This is a genomic window from uncultured Marivita sp., assembly GCF_947488135.1.
Lineage (GTDB): Bacteria > Pseudomonadota > Alphaproteobacteria > Rhodobacterales > Rhodobacteraceae > Marivita.
The window spans coordinates 660423-675955 of the sequence record NZ_CANKYW010000001.1; the positions used below are offsets into that span (position 1 = coordinate 660423).

General features: G+C 62.1%; 13 protein-coding genes and 1 tRNA gene. 7 read left to right on the forward strand and 7 right to left on the reverse strand.

The window, feature by feature from the left end; genetic code table 11:
• Positions 1 to 27 precede the first annotated feature (27 nt).
• Positions 28 to 714: a hypothetical protein gene (locus tag Q1B16_RS03325; protein ID WP_299784796.1), complete on the forward strand. Its 687-nt coding sequence runs from the start codon at positions 28 to 30 to the stop codon at positions 712 to 714.
• A gap of 619 nt (positions 715 to 1333) precedes the next feature.
• Here Q1B16_RS03325 and Q1B16_RS03330 read toward each other — a convergent pair.
• The 3 genes from Q1B16_RS03330 to trpA all read right to left on the reverse strand — a co-directional run bounded on the left by Q1B16_RS03330 (position 1334) and on the right by trpA (position 4183).
• Positions 1334 to 2500, reverse strand: coding sequence for an alpha-hydroxy acid oxidase (locus Q1B16_RS03330; RefSeq protein WP_299784797.1), 1167 nt, complete (start codon positions 2498 to 2500; stop codon positions 1334 to 1336).
• Positions 2501 to 2607: 107 nt separating this feature from the next.
• The gene (locus tag Q1B16_RS03335) at positions 2608 to 3399 is read right to left on the reverse strand and encodes a hypothetical protein (protein ID WP_299784798.1); all 792 of its coding nucleotides are present in this window, start codon (positions 3397 to 3399) and stop codon (positions 2608 to 2610) included.
• On the reverse strand, positions 3392 to 4183 hold the full coding sequence (trpA, locus tag Q1B16_RS03340) for a tryptophan synthase subunit alpha (protein WP_299784799.1): 792 nt from the start codon (positions 4181 to 4183) through the stop codon (positions 3392 to 3394). The genes Q1B16_RS03335 and trpA overlap by 8 nt, the downstream gene beginning before the upstream one ends.
• 150 nt (positions 4184 to 4333) lie before the next feature.
• Between trpA and ppk2 the strand changes: the two genes are divergently transcribed.
• The 6 genes from ppk2 to Q1B16_RS03370 all read left to right on the forward strand — a co-directional run bounded on the left by ppk2 (position 4334) and on the right by Q1B16_RS03370 (position 9599).
• Complete coding sequence (gene ppk2, locus Q1B16_RS03345; protein WP_299784800.1) at positions 4334 to 5278, forward strand: polyphosphate kinase 2; 945 nt, start codon at positions 4334 to 4336, stop codon at positions 5276 to 5278.
• A 74-nt stretch (positions 5279 to 5352) separates the two neighbouring features.
• Positions 5353 to 5988, forward strand: coding sequence for a DUF1007 family protein (locus Q1B16_RS03350; protein ID WP_299784801.1), 636 nt, complete (start codon positions 5353 to 5355; stop codon positions 5986 to 5988).
• Positions 5967 to 6872 (forward strand): hypothetical protein, encoded by a 906-nt coding sequence (locus Q1B16_RS03355; RefSeq protein WP_299784802.1) that lies wholly within the window; start codon positions 5967 to 5969, stop codon positions 6870 to 6872. Before Q1B16_RS03350 ends, Q1B16_RS03355 begins: the two co-directional genes overlap by 22 nt.
• Positions 6873 to 6934: 62 nt before the next feature.
• A complete protein-coding gene (locus Q1B16_RS03360; protein ID WP_299784803.1) occupies positions 6935 to 8302 on the forward strand; it encodes an MATE family efflux transporter in 1368 nt (455 codons plus the stop codon).
• Positions 8303 to 8338: 36 nt separating this feature from the next.
• Positions 8339 to 9436 (forward strand): redox-regulated ATPase YchF, encoded by a 1098-nt coding sequence (ychF, locus tag Q1B16_RS03365; protein ID WP_299784804.1) that lies wholly within the window; start codon positions 8339 to 8341, stop codon positions 9434 to 9436.
• Between the two features lie 73 nt (positions 9437 to 9509).
• Positions 9510 to 9599 (forward strand) — tRNA-Ser (locus Q1B16_RS03370).
• A gap of 136 nt (positions 9600 to 9735) precedes the next feature.
• On the opposite strand, the gene Q1B16_RS03375 is transcribed toward Q1B16_RS03370, so the two are convergent.
• The 4 genes from Q1B16_RS03375 to Q1B16_RS03390 all read right to left on the reverse strand — a co-directional run bounded on the left by Q1B16_RS03375 (position 9736) and on the right by Q1B16_RS03390 (position 15223).
• Complete coding sequence (locus Q1B16_RS03375) at positions 9736 to 11103, reverse strand: aspartate aminotransferase family protein (RefSeq protein ID WP_299784805.1); 1368 nt, start codon at positions 11101 to 11103, stop codon at positions 9736 to 9738.
• A gap of 3 nt (positions 11104 to 11106) precedes the next feature.
• The gene (locus tag Q1B16_RS03380) at positions 11107 to 11532 is read right to left on the reverse strand and encodes a universal stress protein (RefSeq protein ID WP_299784806.1); all 426 of its coding nucleotides are present in this window, start codon (positions 11530 to 11532) and stop codon (positions 11107 to 11109) included.
• Positions 11533 to 11543: 11 nt separating this feature from the next.
• Positions 11544 to 14180, reverse strand: coding sequence for a TRAP transporter permease (locus Q1B16_RS03385; RefSeq protein ID WP_299784807.1), 2637 nt, complete (start codon positions 14178 to 14180; stop codon positions 11544 to 11546).
• An 80-nt stretch (positions 14181 to 14260) separates the two neighbouring features.
• Positions 14261 to 15223 (reverse strand): TAXI family TRAP transporter solute-binding subunit, encoded by a 963-nt coding sequence (locus Q1B16_RS03390; protein ID WP_299784808.1) that lies wholly within the window; start codon positions 15221 to 15223, stop codon positions 14261 to 14263.
• Positions 15224 to 15533 lie beyond the last annotated feature (310 nt).

A 15533-nucleotide genomic window follows, 5' to 3' on the forward strand; every position in this document is an offset into this window, starting at 1 on the left:
CAGGTGAAACTGACAAATGACGCAGCTATGAAGAAGATCGTTTTCGGAATGCTCCTGCTGGCAGCGTTGGTTTGCGTTTACCGTGTGTATGATGCGCATAACTTCACCTACCGTGAGAAGCTGACAGTGACCTTTGAGACACCTGAAGGGGTGGTGGAAGCCAGCAGTGTGATTGAACGTAGAGCTTGGGAAAGCTACGTGAATATCGCTCAGACAGGTGGGCGTTACTGGGACAAAACAGGGGAAGCAGTTGTCGTGAACCTTGCGCCAGAGCGTTACCTGTTTGTATTGCGCGGAAGGCCAAAGTTGATCGATGTGATGGCAACTCTGAAAATCGTCAGCGGCGGCGTAGAGCTTGAAAATCAATCTGAAATCCGAAACCAGCTGAGTCCAATTCGCGTGCCGCGGGATTGGATGCCCAAAATGGTGATGTTTGGTGACATTGATGATCCAACAAGCCTAGCTGTGGTAGAGCCTGAGGAGCTGACGACCACGTTCGGTGAGGGCTACGCCCTGAAAAGTGTTACGATGCAAGCGACTGACGAGCCTGTAACCGAAGGTCTTGTGATGGAGCTTCTTCCTTGGCTGGAAGCGCGCGGTCGGGAACATGCCAGTGTTAAAGGCCGGCCTCAAGGCGGTCAGATGTCTGAACATCCTGACGCTGAAGTCTACCAAATATCCCCATCCGATTTCACGACAGAGCTGTACAAGTGACGATGCGGACTGCTGCTGAATGCCGTTAAGCTGCAAAACGGTTTTTGATCGGGGCCGGAAACAGTTGAATTGGCTTGAAACTCGTGTTCACCGCTATGGGCCAGCCGGTTCTGAAATCGGCGCTCGAAAAAACCCTGTCCGGCACCTTGGACATACATGAGCGATCCGAGCCAATAGGTGTTCCCGCGATCCTTGGTGGCTGCGAACGCTCTTTTACCCACCCATTAACCACCCATCAGCGATACCGTCGCCTACGGTGCGCACCGAGCGGGAAGGGTCACTCCCACGCCGCGACACATGAACTGACACTTCTCTCACAGGCCGCAAGGCTGACCATGAGAGACCGGTCTGAACAGGCCCCGAAACCGGGCTACAGGTCACGGGGTGACGCCCGGACGTCGAGAGAACCGTCAGGCCCATAAGGGCGGCGCCGCTTCTTTCCGAAACAGCAGAACATCCTCGGGCGAGACCCAGGGACATCAGGATCAAGAGATCACTGGGTCAATCCCGGTGATGACGATCAACTGTGCCAGAAGAACAAACGGGTCTTTGCCCGGTGACGATCGACTGTGCGCAGCAGATCTTCGCATCTCCCGCGAGGGACGACACATCGTCGTGCCTATTCTACCCAATCGCCCGAAAACCCTTTCGGCACCATCAGGATATCGCGATCCAATTTGGTGATATCCGTCCGCCCGCAGAGCCCCATCGACATCTCGAGCTCCTTGTGAATCACGTTGAGCGCGTCGGTCACACCCTGCTGGCCCTTGGCGCCCAGACCGTACACATAGGCCCGTCCGATATAGGTGCCCTTGGCCCCCATGGCCAAAGCCTTGAGCACGTCCTGACCGGACCGGATGCCGCTGTCGAGATGCACCTCGATCTTGTCCCCCACCGCGTCGAGGATCGGCTCCAGCGCGCGAATGGAACTGAGCGCGCCGTCAAGCTGCCGTCCTCCGTGGTTCGACACGACGATGGCATCGGCGCCGACATTCAGCGCCTCGAGCGCATCGCGCGGATCCATGATCCCCTTGATGATCAGCGGCCCGTCCCACATCTTGCGAAACTCGCGGATGCGGTCCCAGTTGAGCGACTGGTCAAAGGCCTGCGCCGTCCATGACGCAAGCGAGGACGGATCGCCCACACCCTTGGCGTGGCCCACGATATTGCCGAAGAACCTGCGCTTGGTCGACAGCATCCCCATGCCCCACTGCACCTTCGTCATCATGTTGGCGATGGAGGCGGGCGTCAGTTTGGGCGGGGCGGAGAGGCCGTTCTTCACGTCCTTATGCCGCTGGCCCAGCAATTGCAGGTCGACCGTAATGATCGCGGCCGAACACTCGGCCTCCTTGGCGCGGTCGAACAGGCGCTGCATGAAGTCGTCGTCCTTGAGCGTGTAGACCTGCATCCAGAACGGCTTGGAGGTGTTGGCGGCCACATCTTCGATCGAACAGATCGACATGGTAGAGAGCGAATAGGGAACGCCGAATTTCTCGGCGGCCCGGGCCGCTTTGATCTCACCGTCGAAATGCTGCATCCCCGTCAGCCCGACCGGCGCCAGGGCCACCGGCATGGCCACGTCCTGTCCGATCATTTTGGTCGCGGTGGTGCGGCCCTCCATGTCGATCGCGACGCGCTGCTTGAGGTAAATCCTGTCGAAATCCGAGGAATTCTCGCGGAAGGTCTGTTCGCTCCAGCTGCCGGATTCCGTGTAGTCGAAGAACATCTTGGGCACGCGGCGTTTGTAGATGCGGCGGAGGTCTTCGATTTCGGTGATCACGGGCATGGTGCGGCCTTTCCGGGATTTTGGTTACTTTTTCTTACCGATGCCGGGAAAGCCACGCAACGCGTCATTAGGTGCACACTGCCGACGACCGCGCAGGCCACATCCGGTCATTCCGACGCGACGGTCACTTCCAGGCCAGTCAGCAACGGCGTGTCGAAGTCGCTGCGCCATGTCTGGCCTTCCGAGATGGGCCTTGCATCGGTCAGCGTCCCTGTGGTGACGGCCTCTCCGGGCTGGATCGGTCCCGCGCCGGGCATGCGGTCGATCTGGCGCACCAGGTAGTGCAACGCCATCAGCGGGCCGCCCAGCACATCGACCCCGTGACCGATCACCTGCTCGTCGGGACCGGTCAGGGTGATGCCGCAAGTGGTCAGCGCTTCCAGCCGTTCGGGCGTCGGATCAAGGCGCGGGCCGATCCAGAGCGCGCCGTGCATCGCCATCGCCGCCACCGCATCGGGCGCGGTGAATCTCCAGCCGGGATAGAGCGACATGACGATCTCGAACCCGTGCGCCACCCAGTCGACACAGTCCGCCAGCGCGGTCAGGTCCATGTCGCGATGCGGCGTGGCTTTGAACCCGAACACGATTTCCGGCTCGATCCGGGGCTCGGGCAGCGGTGGCAAAGATATCGCGCCGCCTTTCGGGAGTTCGCGGACACCGTCTTCGTACATCCAGCCCCAGACCGGGGCGTCGACGTTGTAAATCGGCCAGATGCTGCGATTGGTGAACCCGATCTTGCGGCCTGCGACCTGCTCTCCGCGTGCGATGCGCATGTCACCCACAGACCCGGCAACGGCGTAGCCGTCGTCCAGCGTGAGATCGGGCAGCGCGTTGGTCAGGGGCGCGATCTGCGTGTTCGTGTCGAACGCCCGCAGGATCTGCGCAGGCAGGTCAGGCACGATGCGCGCCGTCCGCCAGCGATTTGACGAAGGCCAACACGTCGCTCACTTTCTTGCCCTCGGCCAGTTCGGCCACGATGGCCGAGCCGACGACACAGCCATCCGCAACCCCGGCGATGGCCTGTGCCGCGTCGGGTGACTTGATGCCGAAGCCCACGATCACCGGCAGATCGGTCTGCGACTTGATCCGCGCCACTTCGGGACCGACATCCGCCGCCTGTGCCTCAGCCGCGCCGGTGATACCGGTGATGGAGACGTAGTAGACAAAACCGGACGTGTTCTGGAGCACCTTGGGAAGGCGCTTGTCGTCGGTTGTCGGTGTGGCCAGTCGGATGAAGTTCAGACCTGCCGCCTGCGCCGGGATGCAGAGTTCCTCGTCTTCCTCGGGGGGCAGATCGACGATGATCAGACCGTCGATGCCAGCCTCCTTGGCTTGTTCGAGAAACCGGTCCACGCCACGCGAATAGATCGGATTGTAATAACCCATCATGACGATGGGCGTCGTGTCGTCGGTTTCGCGAAAGCGTCGCGCCAGTTCCAGCGTCCGGTCCAGCGTCATACCGCCTTCAAGCGCGCGCTGTCCGGCAAGCTGGATCGTGGCACCATCGGCCATCGGATCGGTAAAGGGCAGGCCCAGTTCGATGATGTCCACCCCCGCACCCGGCAGTCCCTTGACCAGTTCGAGCGAGGTGTCGAAGTCGGGATCGCCCGCCATGACGTAGGACACGAAGGCCTTTTTGCCTGCGCTGCGCAGCTCTGCGAATTTGGCGTCGATACGGGTCATGGTGGTCTCCCTTGCGTGGTCGAACCCGATTGCCGGAGTTGGCGGAGAAAATCAATGGGGCAGCGGCCGGTGTTTTTGATGCGTGTCAAGGAGACCTTTTTGAAACCCCGCTAGAATTCCGGTCAACCGCCATTTACCCGGGAGCACCGCATGACCACGACAATCCTTGCCACATCCAAAACGACGCGCAAAGCCAACGGCGCTCTGGACGACCTACCGCCGCCCTCGGCTGCGGCCACCACCGCCGAAGACGTCCGCCGTGCCTTTGAGACGGGGGAATATCCCTACAAGGACAAGATGGGCCGGTCTGAATACGAGGCCGAAAAGGCCGCCCTTCAGGCAGAGTTGCTGAAAGTCCAGTTGTGGGCGCAGGACACCGGCCAGAAATTCGTCATGCTTTTCGAAGGCCGGGATGCGGCGGGCAAGGGCGGCACGATCAAGCGGTTCACCGAACACCTCAACCCGCGGACCGCGCGCGTTGTGGCGCTCAACAAACCCACGGATGTGGAACGCGGCCAGTGGTATTACCAGCGTTACATCGAACACCTGCCCACCTCGGGCGAGATCGTTCTCTATGACCGGTCGTGGTACAACCGCGCGGGCGTCGAACGGGTCATGGGATTCTGCGAGCCGGGGGAATACCTCGAATTCATGCGCCAGACGCCGGATTTGGAGCGGATGCTGACGCGGTCGGGGATCCGGCTTTACAAATACTGGTTCTCGGTCACGCAGGACGAACAGAAACGCCGCTTTGCCAGCCGCGAGACCGATCCGCTGAAGCAGTGGAAGCTGTCCCCCATCGACAAGGCCAGCCTCGACAAGTGGGGCGACTATACCGAGGCGAAGGAGGCGATGTTCTTCTATACCGACACCGCCGACGCCCCCTGGACCATCGTGAAATCGAACGACAAGAAGCGCGCGCGCCTCAATTGCATGAAGCATTTCCTGTCCACGCTGGATTATCCGGGCAAGGATCATGCCATCGCCACACCTCCCGATCCGCTGATCGTGGGCGGGGCAGGGCATGTCATCCATCGCTCCGATCACATCCTTGGCACCTCGCTGCACCCGGAGACCCGCAAGGCACACGGCTGAGGCTGCGCAAATCCTTGCCGCCGGGCAACGGTTGATCTTGCGTTACCTGTCGGAGGGCCGTACCTCCGGCAGATATGAAAAACGCCTTTTTCGCTCTCGCTCTCGCTTTGGTGGCCGCGCCTCTTGGCGCGCATCCCCATATCTTCGTGGAAACCGCCCTGCGGTTCGAGGTGAACGACCGGTCCGAAGTGACCGGCGTCACCGTGACCTGGACCTACGACGATTTCTTCACTCTGCTGATTTTCGAGGACATGGGCCTTGATCCCGATGGCGACGGAGAGCTGACACAGGCCGAGCTTGATCAGCTTTTGGGCTTCGACCTGGTCGAATGGCCCGAAGGCTTCGAAGGCGATCTTTACGTCTATTCCAACGGTGAGAAGATCGAGATGCCCCTCCCACGCCCCATCGGCATCGCGGTCGAAAACGGGTTCATCACGGCGACCCATTTCCGCGAGATCCCGGCGGTCCCGACCGACGGGATCGAGATCCTGCAATACGATCCGACATATTACGTCGCCTACGATGTGTCCCAGGGCGTGACCCTGACCGATCCCGACTGCACAGCAAACGTGACCGATCCGAACGAGGACGAAGCCTTGGCGGCGGTCGAAGAAGAGGCGGGCAGCCTGGAGGACGTGTTCGACGAAATGCTCATCGGCGTTCATTTCTCCGACACGATCACGATCTCATGCGCACAGCCCTCCAACTAGCGGCGGGTGCCGTTGTCGCCCTGGCCGTCTGGCTATGGGGCTTTGACGGCGCGCAGATGCTCGAACGTTGGGCCGCCGACGGCCAGCGCGCTGCACAAAGCGGCATGGCGCAAGGCCTGCGGGCATTGCGCGCGGGTGAACCGGGCGCGATCCTCACCCTGGTGGCGGTCTGTTTCGGGTACGGGTTTTTCCACGCGGTCGGGCCGGGCCACGGCAAGATCCTGATCGCGGGCTATGGCGTCGCACAGCGCGTTGCCTTGACGCGCCTGTCTCTGCTTGCGGTCCTGTCGAGCCTCGCGCAGGCGCTGACTGCGATCGTCGTGGTCTATACGGGCGTCTGGATTCTCGACCTGGGTCGCGTCGCGATGGTGGATGCCGCCGAAGACCTGTTCGCTCCCGTCAGCTATGCTGCCATCGGGATAATCGGTCTTTGGCTGGCCCTTCGCGGTGCAGCGCGGCTTTGGAAAGACCGCGCACCGAAACACCCACACGCCCACGCACACGATGCGGACGGGGTTTGCAGTTCCTGCGGCCACGCGCATGGACCGACGCCCGAGCAGGCCGGTAACGTGCGGTCGCTGCGCGATGCGCTGGTTCTGATCGGGGCCATCGCCATTCGGCCCTGTACCGGTGCGCTGTTCCTCCTGATCCTCGCGGTCAACATGGATATCGATCGTGCCGGCATCCTCGGCACGCTCGCGATGGGGCTTGGCACCGCCAGCGTGACCCTTGCCGCCGCAATCGGCTCCGTCACCTTCCGAGAAGGGGCGCTGGCGCGCTTCGCGGGAGGGCCGTACACGGCCCGGATCGCCGGCGTGATCGAAACCGGGGCCGGGCTGATTATCGCCATTCTCGCCGCCCAGTTCCTCCTGCGCGCGCTGTGATCGACAAAAGGCTTGCCGGTGGCGCAGGTCAGCGCTAACGCAGGCCCATGCAATCCCCGCTCATGTCATATCCCGCCCATGTCAGGGCCATCCTCGTGCTCGGCTTGCCTTTGGTGGGCGGCCACATGGCACAGATGGCGATCGGTCTGACCGACACGATCATGGTCGGCTGGTACGGGGCCGAGGCGCTAGCCACGGTGACGCTCGCCAACACGCTCTTCTTCACGCTGTTCCTGTTCGGCTGCGGCTTTGCCTGGGCGGTGATGCCCATGGTAGCGTCCTTCGCGGCCGAGGGCGACGACCAGAAGGTGCGCCGCGCAACCCGCATGGGACTATGGCTGTCGGCGCTGTTCTGCGTCTGCATGTTCCCGCTCTTGTGGTGGTCGGAGGCGCTGTTGCTGCGTCTGGGCCAGACCCCGGTGATCGCCGCCGATGCGCAAACCTATCTGCGAGTTCTGGCGTTCGGTCTCTTGCCCGCGCTGGTGACGATGACGCTCAAAAGCTACCTTGCGGCGTTGGAGAAGACACAGGTGGTGTTCTGGGTCACAGTGGTGGCCGTGCCCTACAACGCGCTGGCCAATTATGCGCTGATCTTCGGCAATTTCGGCTTCCCGGAACTCGGTCTGCAAGGGGCCGCGATTGCGTCGCTCAGCACACACGTGTTCTCGATGCTGGTGGTGGTGGCGTACATCTTGGTTCTTGTGCCGGAACACAGCCTGTTCCAGCGCCTGTGGAAATCGGATGCCGATATGTTCGCGCAGGTGTTTCGGCTGGGCTGGCCCATCGGACTGACGTCCCTATCCGAAACCGGGCTGTTCGCGGCCTCGGCCATCATGATGGGCTGGCTGGGGACCATTCCGCTGGCGGCCCATGGGATCGCGCTGCAACTGGCGTCGATCACCTTCATGCTGCATCTGGGCCTGTCCAACGCCGCCACGGTACGGGCCGGCAACGCGTTCGGGCGACGCGACGGGCCGCATATGGCGCGCGGCGGGATCGTGGCGCTGGGCCTGTCGGCGGTGTGCGCGGTGTCGACGATCTTCGTGTTCGTGGTATTCCCAGAGCCGCTTATTTCGGTCTTCCTCGACCCGGATGATCCGGCCCGAGCCGATATCATCGCAGCAGGGGTCATCCTGCTGTTCCTCGCGGCGATCTTCCAACTGGTCGACGGCGCACAAGTGGTGGCACTGGGCCTCTTGCGCGGTGTGCAGGACGCCAAGGTGCCAATGGTGCTCGCCGCTTTGTCCTATTTCGGGGTTGGGCTTCCTGCCGCCTACATCCTGGGCTTCCCCTTCGGGCTGGGAGGGGCGGGCATCTGGCTGGGTCTCGCGTTCGGCCTGTCGGTCGCGGCGGTGCTTTTGAACCACCGCTTCTGGTTCCGCATGATGCCCGGTCTCAGCCGCCTTGCAGCGCCTGCGGCCAGCGCATAGAAGCGGCGCAAATTCGCAGGATCAGGAGAGACCGAGATGGGCTTCAAGGTGGGAATCGTGGGTTTGCCGAACGTGGGCAAATCGACCCTTTTCAACGCGCTCACCAAGACGGCTGCGGCGCAGGCGGCGAACTTTCCGTTCTGCACGATCGAGCCCAATGTCGGCGATGTGACCGTGCCTGACGACCGGCTCGACACGCTGGCGGCGATCGCCAAGTCCAAGCAGATCATCCCCACCCGCATCACCTTCGTGGATATCGCGGGCCTCGTGAAGGGTGCCTCCAAGGGCGAAGGTTTGGGCAACCAGTTCCTCGCCAATATTCGTGAGGTGGACGCCATCGCCCATGTGCTGCGCTGTTTCGAGGACGGCGACGTGGTGCATGTGGATGGCCGGGTCGATCCGGTCGCCGACGCCGAAACCATCGAGACCGAGCTGATGCTCGCCGATATCGAAAGCCTCGAAAAGCGGCTTCAGAACATCGTCCGCAAAGTGCGCGGCGGCGACAAGGACGCGGTGCAGCAGGAACGCCTGATGCGCGCGGCGCTGGCGGCACTTGAAGAGGGCCGTCCCGCCCGGACCGTGCCGGTCGACGCCGAGGACGCCAAGGCCTGGGACATGCTGCAACTGCTGACCACGAAGCCGGTGCTCTACGTCTGCAACGTATCCGAAGAGGACGCGGCCAACGGCAACGCCTTATCGAACGCCGTAGGCGAAATGGCCGCCGCCCAAGGCAACAGCCACGTCGTGATCTCGGCCCGGATCGAGGAAGAGATCAGCCAACTGGACGCAGAAGAGGCGCAGGAATTCCTGTCGGAGATGGGTCTGGAAGAGCCGGGATTGGACCGTGTGATCAAGGCAGGCTACGCGCTCTTGCAACTCGAGACCTACTTCACCGTCGGCCCCAAAGAGGCCCGCGCCTGGACCATCACCAAGGGCACGGCAGCACCGCAAGCCGCAGGCGTCATTCACGGCGATTTCGAAAAGGGCTTCATTCGCGCCGAAACCATTGCCTATGACGATTACGTGTCCCTGGGCGGCGAAAACCCGGCCAAGGAGGCCGGCAAGATGCGCGCCGAGGGCAAAAGCTATGTCGTCAAGGACGGCGACGTGCTGCACTTCCTCTTCAACACCTGAGCACCGAAAAAACTTGCGGAAAGGGTGGTTTCCACCCTTGTCCCCGCCCGCACAGGTCACTAAACGGGTCGGCGGAGACGTGGCCGAGTGGTCGAAGGCGCTCCCCTGCTAAGGGAGTAGGCGGGAAACCGTCTCGAGGGTTCGAATCCCTTCGTCTCCGCCATCAACCATCATCAAAATTATGTTTTCGCTGCGCATTACTTGGTGTGTGAGGGATGTAGATCCATTTCTGGATACACGTCGTTTCGCTCGTATTTGTTTGTCAGCCGCTTTGTCGTCGCTCTCGAACGGAGGGTGGCTTAATCAAGTACTTGGGGTCGCACGAAACCTCGAGAGGGCGTGTCTCCTGCTGCTTCCTTGATCGCGCCGGTCAGTTTGGTCACCAATTCGTCGATCTGCGCGTCCTCGATGATGAAGGGTGGGGCGATCAGGATGTGGTCGCCGTGAAGCCCGTCGATGGTGCCGCCCATTGGATAGCACATCAGGCCCGCTTCCATCGCCTTGGCTTTGACCTTGGCGTGGATTTTGCGGGCCGGATCGAAGGTCGCCTTGGTTTCGCGGTTCTCGACCAGTTCGACGCCGCGGAAGAGCCCGCGTCCGCGGATGTCGCCGACATGGGGGTGTTGCTCCAATGCCGAGCGCAGCGCGGCGTCGAGTTTCGCACCCTGTTCGCGCACGCGATGCAGCAAATCATGGGTCTTGATCTCGTCCAGCACCGCGTTTGCGGCAGCCGCCGCCATCGCGTGCCCGAGATAGGTGTGGCCGTGCTGGAAAAACCCCGAACCTGACGCGATGGCGTCGTAGATGTGGCCTTGTACCAAAAGCGCGCCGATCGGCTGATAGCCCGCGCCCAGCCCCTTTGCGATCGTCACCATGTCGGGGGACACGCCATCTTCCTGGCAGGCGAAAAGATGTCCGGTTCGGCCCATGCCGCACATCACCTCATCGAGGATCAGCAGGACGCCATGGGCATCGCAGATCTCCCGGATGCGTTTGAGGTATCCGGGCACCGCAGGCACCGCGCCAGATGTGGCGCCGACGACAGGTTCCGCGACGAAGGCCATGACTGTTTCCGGCCCGAGGCGCTGGATTTCGGTCTCCAGCTCTTCGGCCACGCGCAGGCCGTAGGCCTCGGCGCTTTCGTCGTCACGGCGGCCACGGTATTCGTAGCAGGGCGAGATATGGGTGGTGTCGACCAGCATCGGGGCGAATTGTGCCCGACGCCATTCATTCCCCCCGGCGGCAAGCGCGCCCAGCGTGTTGCCGTGATAGCTTTGCTTGCGGGCAATCACCCGGTGGCGGTCCGGCTGGCCAATCTCCATGAAATACTGCCGCGCGAGCTTCAGCGCGGCTTCCACAGCCTCAGACCCGCCCGACACCAGATAGACCCTGTCGATCCCTTTGGGTGCAGCGGCGACAAGCCTGTCAGCAAGTCGTTCTGCGGGTTCTGACGTGAAGAAGCCGGTATGCGCGAAGGCCATCTTGTCGAGTTGGTCGTGCAACGCCGCCCGGACATGGGCGTTGGAATGGCCGAGGCAGGACACCGCAGCCCCGCCGCACCCGTCGAGGTAACGCTTGCCGTTGGCGTCGATCAGGTAGCAGCCATCCCCGGCCACGGCCTCTGGCAGATGTCCCTTGGTGGAGCGACCGAAGACATGGCTGGACATGGATCAGTTCCTGACGACGTAGACCGATTGCTTGGCGTGGCGCACGACACGGGCGGCGTTCGGACCCAGGAGGTAGTCGCGCAGTTCCGGGCGATGCGACCCCATGACGATCAGGTCCACTTTCAACTTGTCTGCGGCCCGCAGGATCTCGTCGTAGATCGTGCCGTGCAGGATGTGCGGGTGCACCTCCACGTTGTCCGGGACAGTCTCGTTGACCCATGTCTTGAGCGCTGTTCCGAACGACTTGATCGCGGTCGCCTCGAAATCCTTTTTGAAAAAGCCGGACACTTGCGGAAGCCCGAAATCCGGCAGGACCGAAACGACATGCAGCACGCCGTTCTCTCCGACAAGGGCGAGCGCCTCGTGCAGGGGCGTCTTGCTTGCCTCCGGATCGTTCAGATCGACGGGCAGGAGGATGGTTTTCGACATGATCTGTCTCCTCAGAAGGCCGGTTTGGTCTGGCGACGACGCTGCATCGCGATCACGGCCCCAAGGAGCAACAGCGCTGGAATGTAGAGCCAGTATTTCGAGGGTCGGTCAGCCGGTGACAGCAGGCTGACGACCTCGACCCGGGGTTCGGTGTAGAAGTCGAACCCTTGCAGCTTTTCCTGATAGTCGGTGCCGAACATCGGTTCATCCATGAACATCCGGTCGCCTTCGGGCAACAGGAACAGCCCCGCCGCATCGGCGCGACCCGTTTCGGGATCGGAGTCCTCGATGGTGTGGATGAGGGTCGTTTGGGTCATCTCTCCTGTGGTGAAGGATGGCCCGGCCACCACGAAGCGCACGGTATCGCCGGGCGATGCCTCGTCAAAGGCGGCGGCGAGCTGCGTCGCCGGGCGTTCGTCGAATTTCGGCACGATGCGGTCGAGCCAGAACCCGGGCACGAAGAGCGTGAACGCCACGAGCAGCAGCGCAACGCTTTCCCAGATGCGCGAGCGGGCCAGGAAATAGCCCTGCGTCGCAGCCGCGAAGAGGAGCATCGCGAAGGTCGCCACAACGAAGATGAAGACCGCTTGCAGGATCCCAGTCGTCGTTCCCAGGTCGACGCCATAGAGGATCAGCGTCGGGTTATAGATGAACAGGAACGGCAGGGCGACGGTGCGCAACGAGTAGAAGAACGCGGTAAAGCCGGTGCGGATCGGATCACCCCCGGACACCGCCGCCGCGGCGAAACTGGCAAGCCCCACCGGTGGCGTTACGTCCGCCATGATGCCGAAGTAGAAGACGAACAGGTGTGCTGCGATGAGCGGCACGATCAGCCCTTCCTGCGCCCCGAGCGTCACCACGACGGACGCCATGAGCGACGACACGACGATATAGTTCGCCGTCGTCGGCAGACCCATCCCGAGGATCAGCGAAAACACCCCGACCAGCAGCAGCATGATCATCAGGTTGCCGCCCGAGAGCGTTTCGACCAGCCCGGCGAGTTCGGTGCCGATGGGCGTCTTCGTTACGGTGGCCACGATGATGCCGGCGGCAGCGGTCGCGACGCCGATGCCGATCATGTTGCGCGCGCCTGCGATCATGCCTTCGATGAAATCTACGCCACCGGCGCGCAGCGCATCGCTCATGCTTTCGCCTCTGAACAGGGCCTTGAGCGGCCTCTGGGTGACGATGATGAGCAACATTGCCGCCACCGCGTAGAACGCCGATTTGGCGGGCGACTGCATTTCCACCATGAGGAACCAGATCAGCACGAGGATTGGCAGAAGGTAATGCAGACCTGTCGGGAACACCTGCGCCACGGTGGGCAGGGTGAAGTTCGGGTTGTTCGGATCGTCGAGCGTCAGGTCCGGGTTCTTGGCCGACACGCGCACCATCCAGACATAGACGAGCGCGATGATCACGAGAACCGTCCAATCGCCGAACGAACCGGCCACCTCTCGCAGGCCCTGAATGCCGTAGATCAGCGCGGTGAAAAGCACGCCTGTCACGACGAACCCGATGGCGATCTTGACGAACATCCGGCCGAGGCTGGTTGCGGTGCCAAGGGCGGGCATGTCGGTTTTCAGCGCTTCGAGATGCACGATATAGACAAGCGCGATGTAGGAAATCACGGCCGGAATGAAGGCGTGCTTGATGACCTCGACATAGGAAATCCCGACGAACTCGACCATCAGGAAGGCCGCGGCCCCCATGACGGGCGGCATGATCTGACCATTCACGGAAGACGCCACCTCGACCGCGCCCGCCTTTTCGGACGAGAAGCCGACCTTTTTCATCAGCGGGATGGTGAAGGTGCCCGTCGTCACCACGTTGGCGATGGAGGAGCCAGAGATCAGCCCGGTCATGGCCGAGCCGACCACGGCCGCTTTGGCCGGGCCGCCGCGAAGCGCGCCAAGACCTGCAAATGCCAGCTGGATGAAATAGTTGCCCGCCCCGGCCTTGTCGAGGATCGCGCCGAAGAGCACGAACAGGAACACGAAGGCGGTGGATACGCCGAGCGGAATACCGAAGACCCCCGTCGTGTCGAGCCACTGGGCATTGACGATAGAGCTGAACGACAGGCCCTGGTGTTCGATGATGTCGGGGATCAGAAACCCTTGCCCGGTATAGGCATAGAGCAGGAAGATCGACCCGACTACGGTCAGCGCCGGACCAAGCGCGCGACGCGACGCCTCCAGCAAAAGAACGATCCCGACCGTACCGATGGCGATCTGCGTCTCGGTCGGAAGACCGGACCGCGCGGTCGTCGCCAATTCGCGGGAAAAGAGAAACACGTAAAAGGCGCAACCGCCGCCGACAATGGCCAGCACCCAGTCATAAAGCGGCACCCGGTCGCGCGGGGAGCCTTTGAAGGCGGGATAGGCAAGGAAGGCCAGCACCATGGCAAAGGCGAGGTGCACAGGCCGTGTCTGAGAGGAATTGAGAGCCGGTATGTACTGCGCGAACCAAAGCTGCGGTTGCGCGATCCATATCTGGAACACGGACCACGCAAAGGCCAGCCCGGCGATAAAGAGCGCGACATTTCGGTTTTTCGGGGCACGCCCGCCGCTGTCCGTGGAGGCAACGAGATCCTGAAGTTCCTCGTCACTGAATTCGCGGCCCTTGCGGGCGTCTGTTGGTTCGCTCATGCGGTTTCCCCCGTTCTTCGCAAAACGGGCCGCCGCCGGAAACCGGGGCGGCCCGTCCGAGTCTTTTCAGCCGTGGCCGATCATTCGATCAGACCGGCCTCGCGGAAATACTGTTCCGCACCGGGGTGAAGCGGGGCAGACAGGCCGTCATTGGCCATCTCCGCCGGATCGAGATTCGCGAAGGCGGGGTGCAGGCCGCGGAACTGGTCGATATCCTCGAACACGGCCTTGACGAGCGCGTAGACCACCTCGTCGGCCACATCGGTGGATGTCACCAGCGTGGCACCCACACCGAAGGTCTGCACGTCCTCGTCATTGCCGCGATACATGCCGCCTGGAATGGTGGCGGTGCGGTAGAACGGGTTTTCCTCGACCAGCGTGTCCACGGCGTCACCCGTCACGTTGACGAGAACCGCGTCGCAGGCGGTCGTGGCTTCCTGGATGGAGCCCGACGGGTGACCGACGGTATAGACCATCGCGTCGATATTGTTGTCGCACAGCGCCTGGGATTGTTCGCCGGCCTGAAGCTCGGACGCGACGGTGAAATCGTCCATCGTCCAGCCAAGAGCGTCCATCAGAACTTCCATCGTGCCGCGCTGGCCGGAGCCGGGGTTGCCGACATTCACGCGCTTGCCCTGAAGGTCCTCGAAGTTGGTGATCCCGGCATCGGCGCGCGCAACCACGGTGAACGGCTCGGGGTGGATCGAGAAGACGGCCCGCAGACCTTCGAACGCGCCCTGCTCTTCGAACTGGGAGGTGCCGTTGAAGGCGTGGTACTGCCAGTCGGACTGGGCGACGCCGAAGTCGAGCTCGCCGGAGCGGATGGCGTTGATGTTGAACACGGAGCCACCGGTCGATTCCACGCCGCAGCGGATCCCGTGTTCGGCCCGTGTGCGCGACATCATGCGACAGATCGCGCCACCGGTCGGATAGTAGACGCCCGTGACGCCGCCGGTACCGATGGTGATGAACGTGTCCTGGGCCAATGTCGGCGTGGCGACCAGGGTCGCGCCAACAAAGGCCATCGCAGTGGTGAGTTTCATGTAGGTGTCCTCCTTATTGGATGGGCAAAGCCCTCGCCACAGGTTTGCATTTTCAAAAATGGGACACAACACAAATGCCTTTTTTGCCGGGCTTAGAGGAGGCCATATCGAGTCGCTGAAAAAAAAGGGAAAAGATTGACCGTTTGTGGAGAACATATCCGGGCCTTCGATCTGCGGTGATGCATCGCCAATCTACCAACCATTTCAATGAAGGTGCGCAACCTGTGGTTTGCGATTCATCTCGTCACCAAAAGCCGTGCTACCGCCGATGATAAGCTTAGAACTCATAGCCTGTAGATGACGGTCGCGG

Excerpts from the sequence above, each read along its gene's own strand:
- Q1B16_RS03380 (WP_299784806.1), bottom strand. The coding sequence starts at position 11,532 with ATGTCGAAAACCATCCTCCTGCCCGTCGATCTGAACGATCCGGAGGCA.
- Q1B16_RS03355 (WP_299784802.1), top strand. The coding sequence starts at position 5,967 with ATGCGCACAGCCCTCCAACTAGCGGCGGGTGCCGTTGTCGCCCTGGCC.
- Q1B16_RS03385 (WP_299784807.1), bottom strand. The coding sequence starts at position 14,180 with ATGAGCGAACCAACAGACGCCCGCAAGGGCCGCGAATTCAGTGACGAG.
- Q1B16_RS03360 (WP_299784803.1), top strand. The coding sequence starts at position 6,935 with ATGTCATATCCCGCCCATGTCAGGGCCATCCTCGTGCTCGGCTTGCCT.
- ppk2 (WP_299784800.1), top strand. The coding sequence starts at position 4,334 with ATGACCACGACAATCCTTGCCACATCCAAAACGACGCGCAAAGCCAAC.
- ychF (WP_299784804.1), top strand. The coding sequence starts at position 8,339 with ATGGGCTTCAAGGTGGGAATCGTGGGTTTGCCGAACGTGGGCAAATCG.
- Q1B16_RS03350 (WP_299784801.1), top strand. The coding sequence starts at position 5,353 with ATGAAAAACGCCTTTTTCGCTCTCGCTCTCGCTTTGGTGGCCGCGCCT.
- trpA (WP_299784799.1), bottom strand. The coding sequence starts at position 4,183 with ATGACCCGTATCGACGCCAAATTCGCAGAGCTGCGCAGCGCAGGCAAA.
- Q1B16_RS03375 (WP_299784805.1), bottom strand. The coding sequence starts at position 11,103 with ATGTCCAGCCATGTCTTCGGTCGCTCCACCAAGGGACATCTGCCAGAG.
- Q1B16_RS03330 (WP_299784797.1), bottom strand. The coding sequence starts at position 2,500 with ATGCCCGTGATCACCGAAATCGAAGACCTCCGCCGCATCTACAAACGC.
- Q1B16_RS03390 (WP_299784808.1), bottom strand. The coding sequence starts at position 15,223 with ATGAAACTCACCACTGCGATGGCCTTTGTTGGCGCGACCCTGGTCGCC.
- Q1B16_RS03325 (WP_299784796.1), top strand. The coding sequence starts at position 28 with ATGAAGAAGATCGTTTTCGGAATGCTCCTGCTGGCAGCGTTGGTTTGC.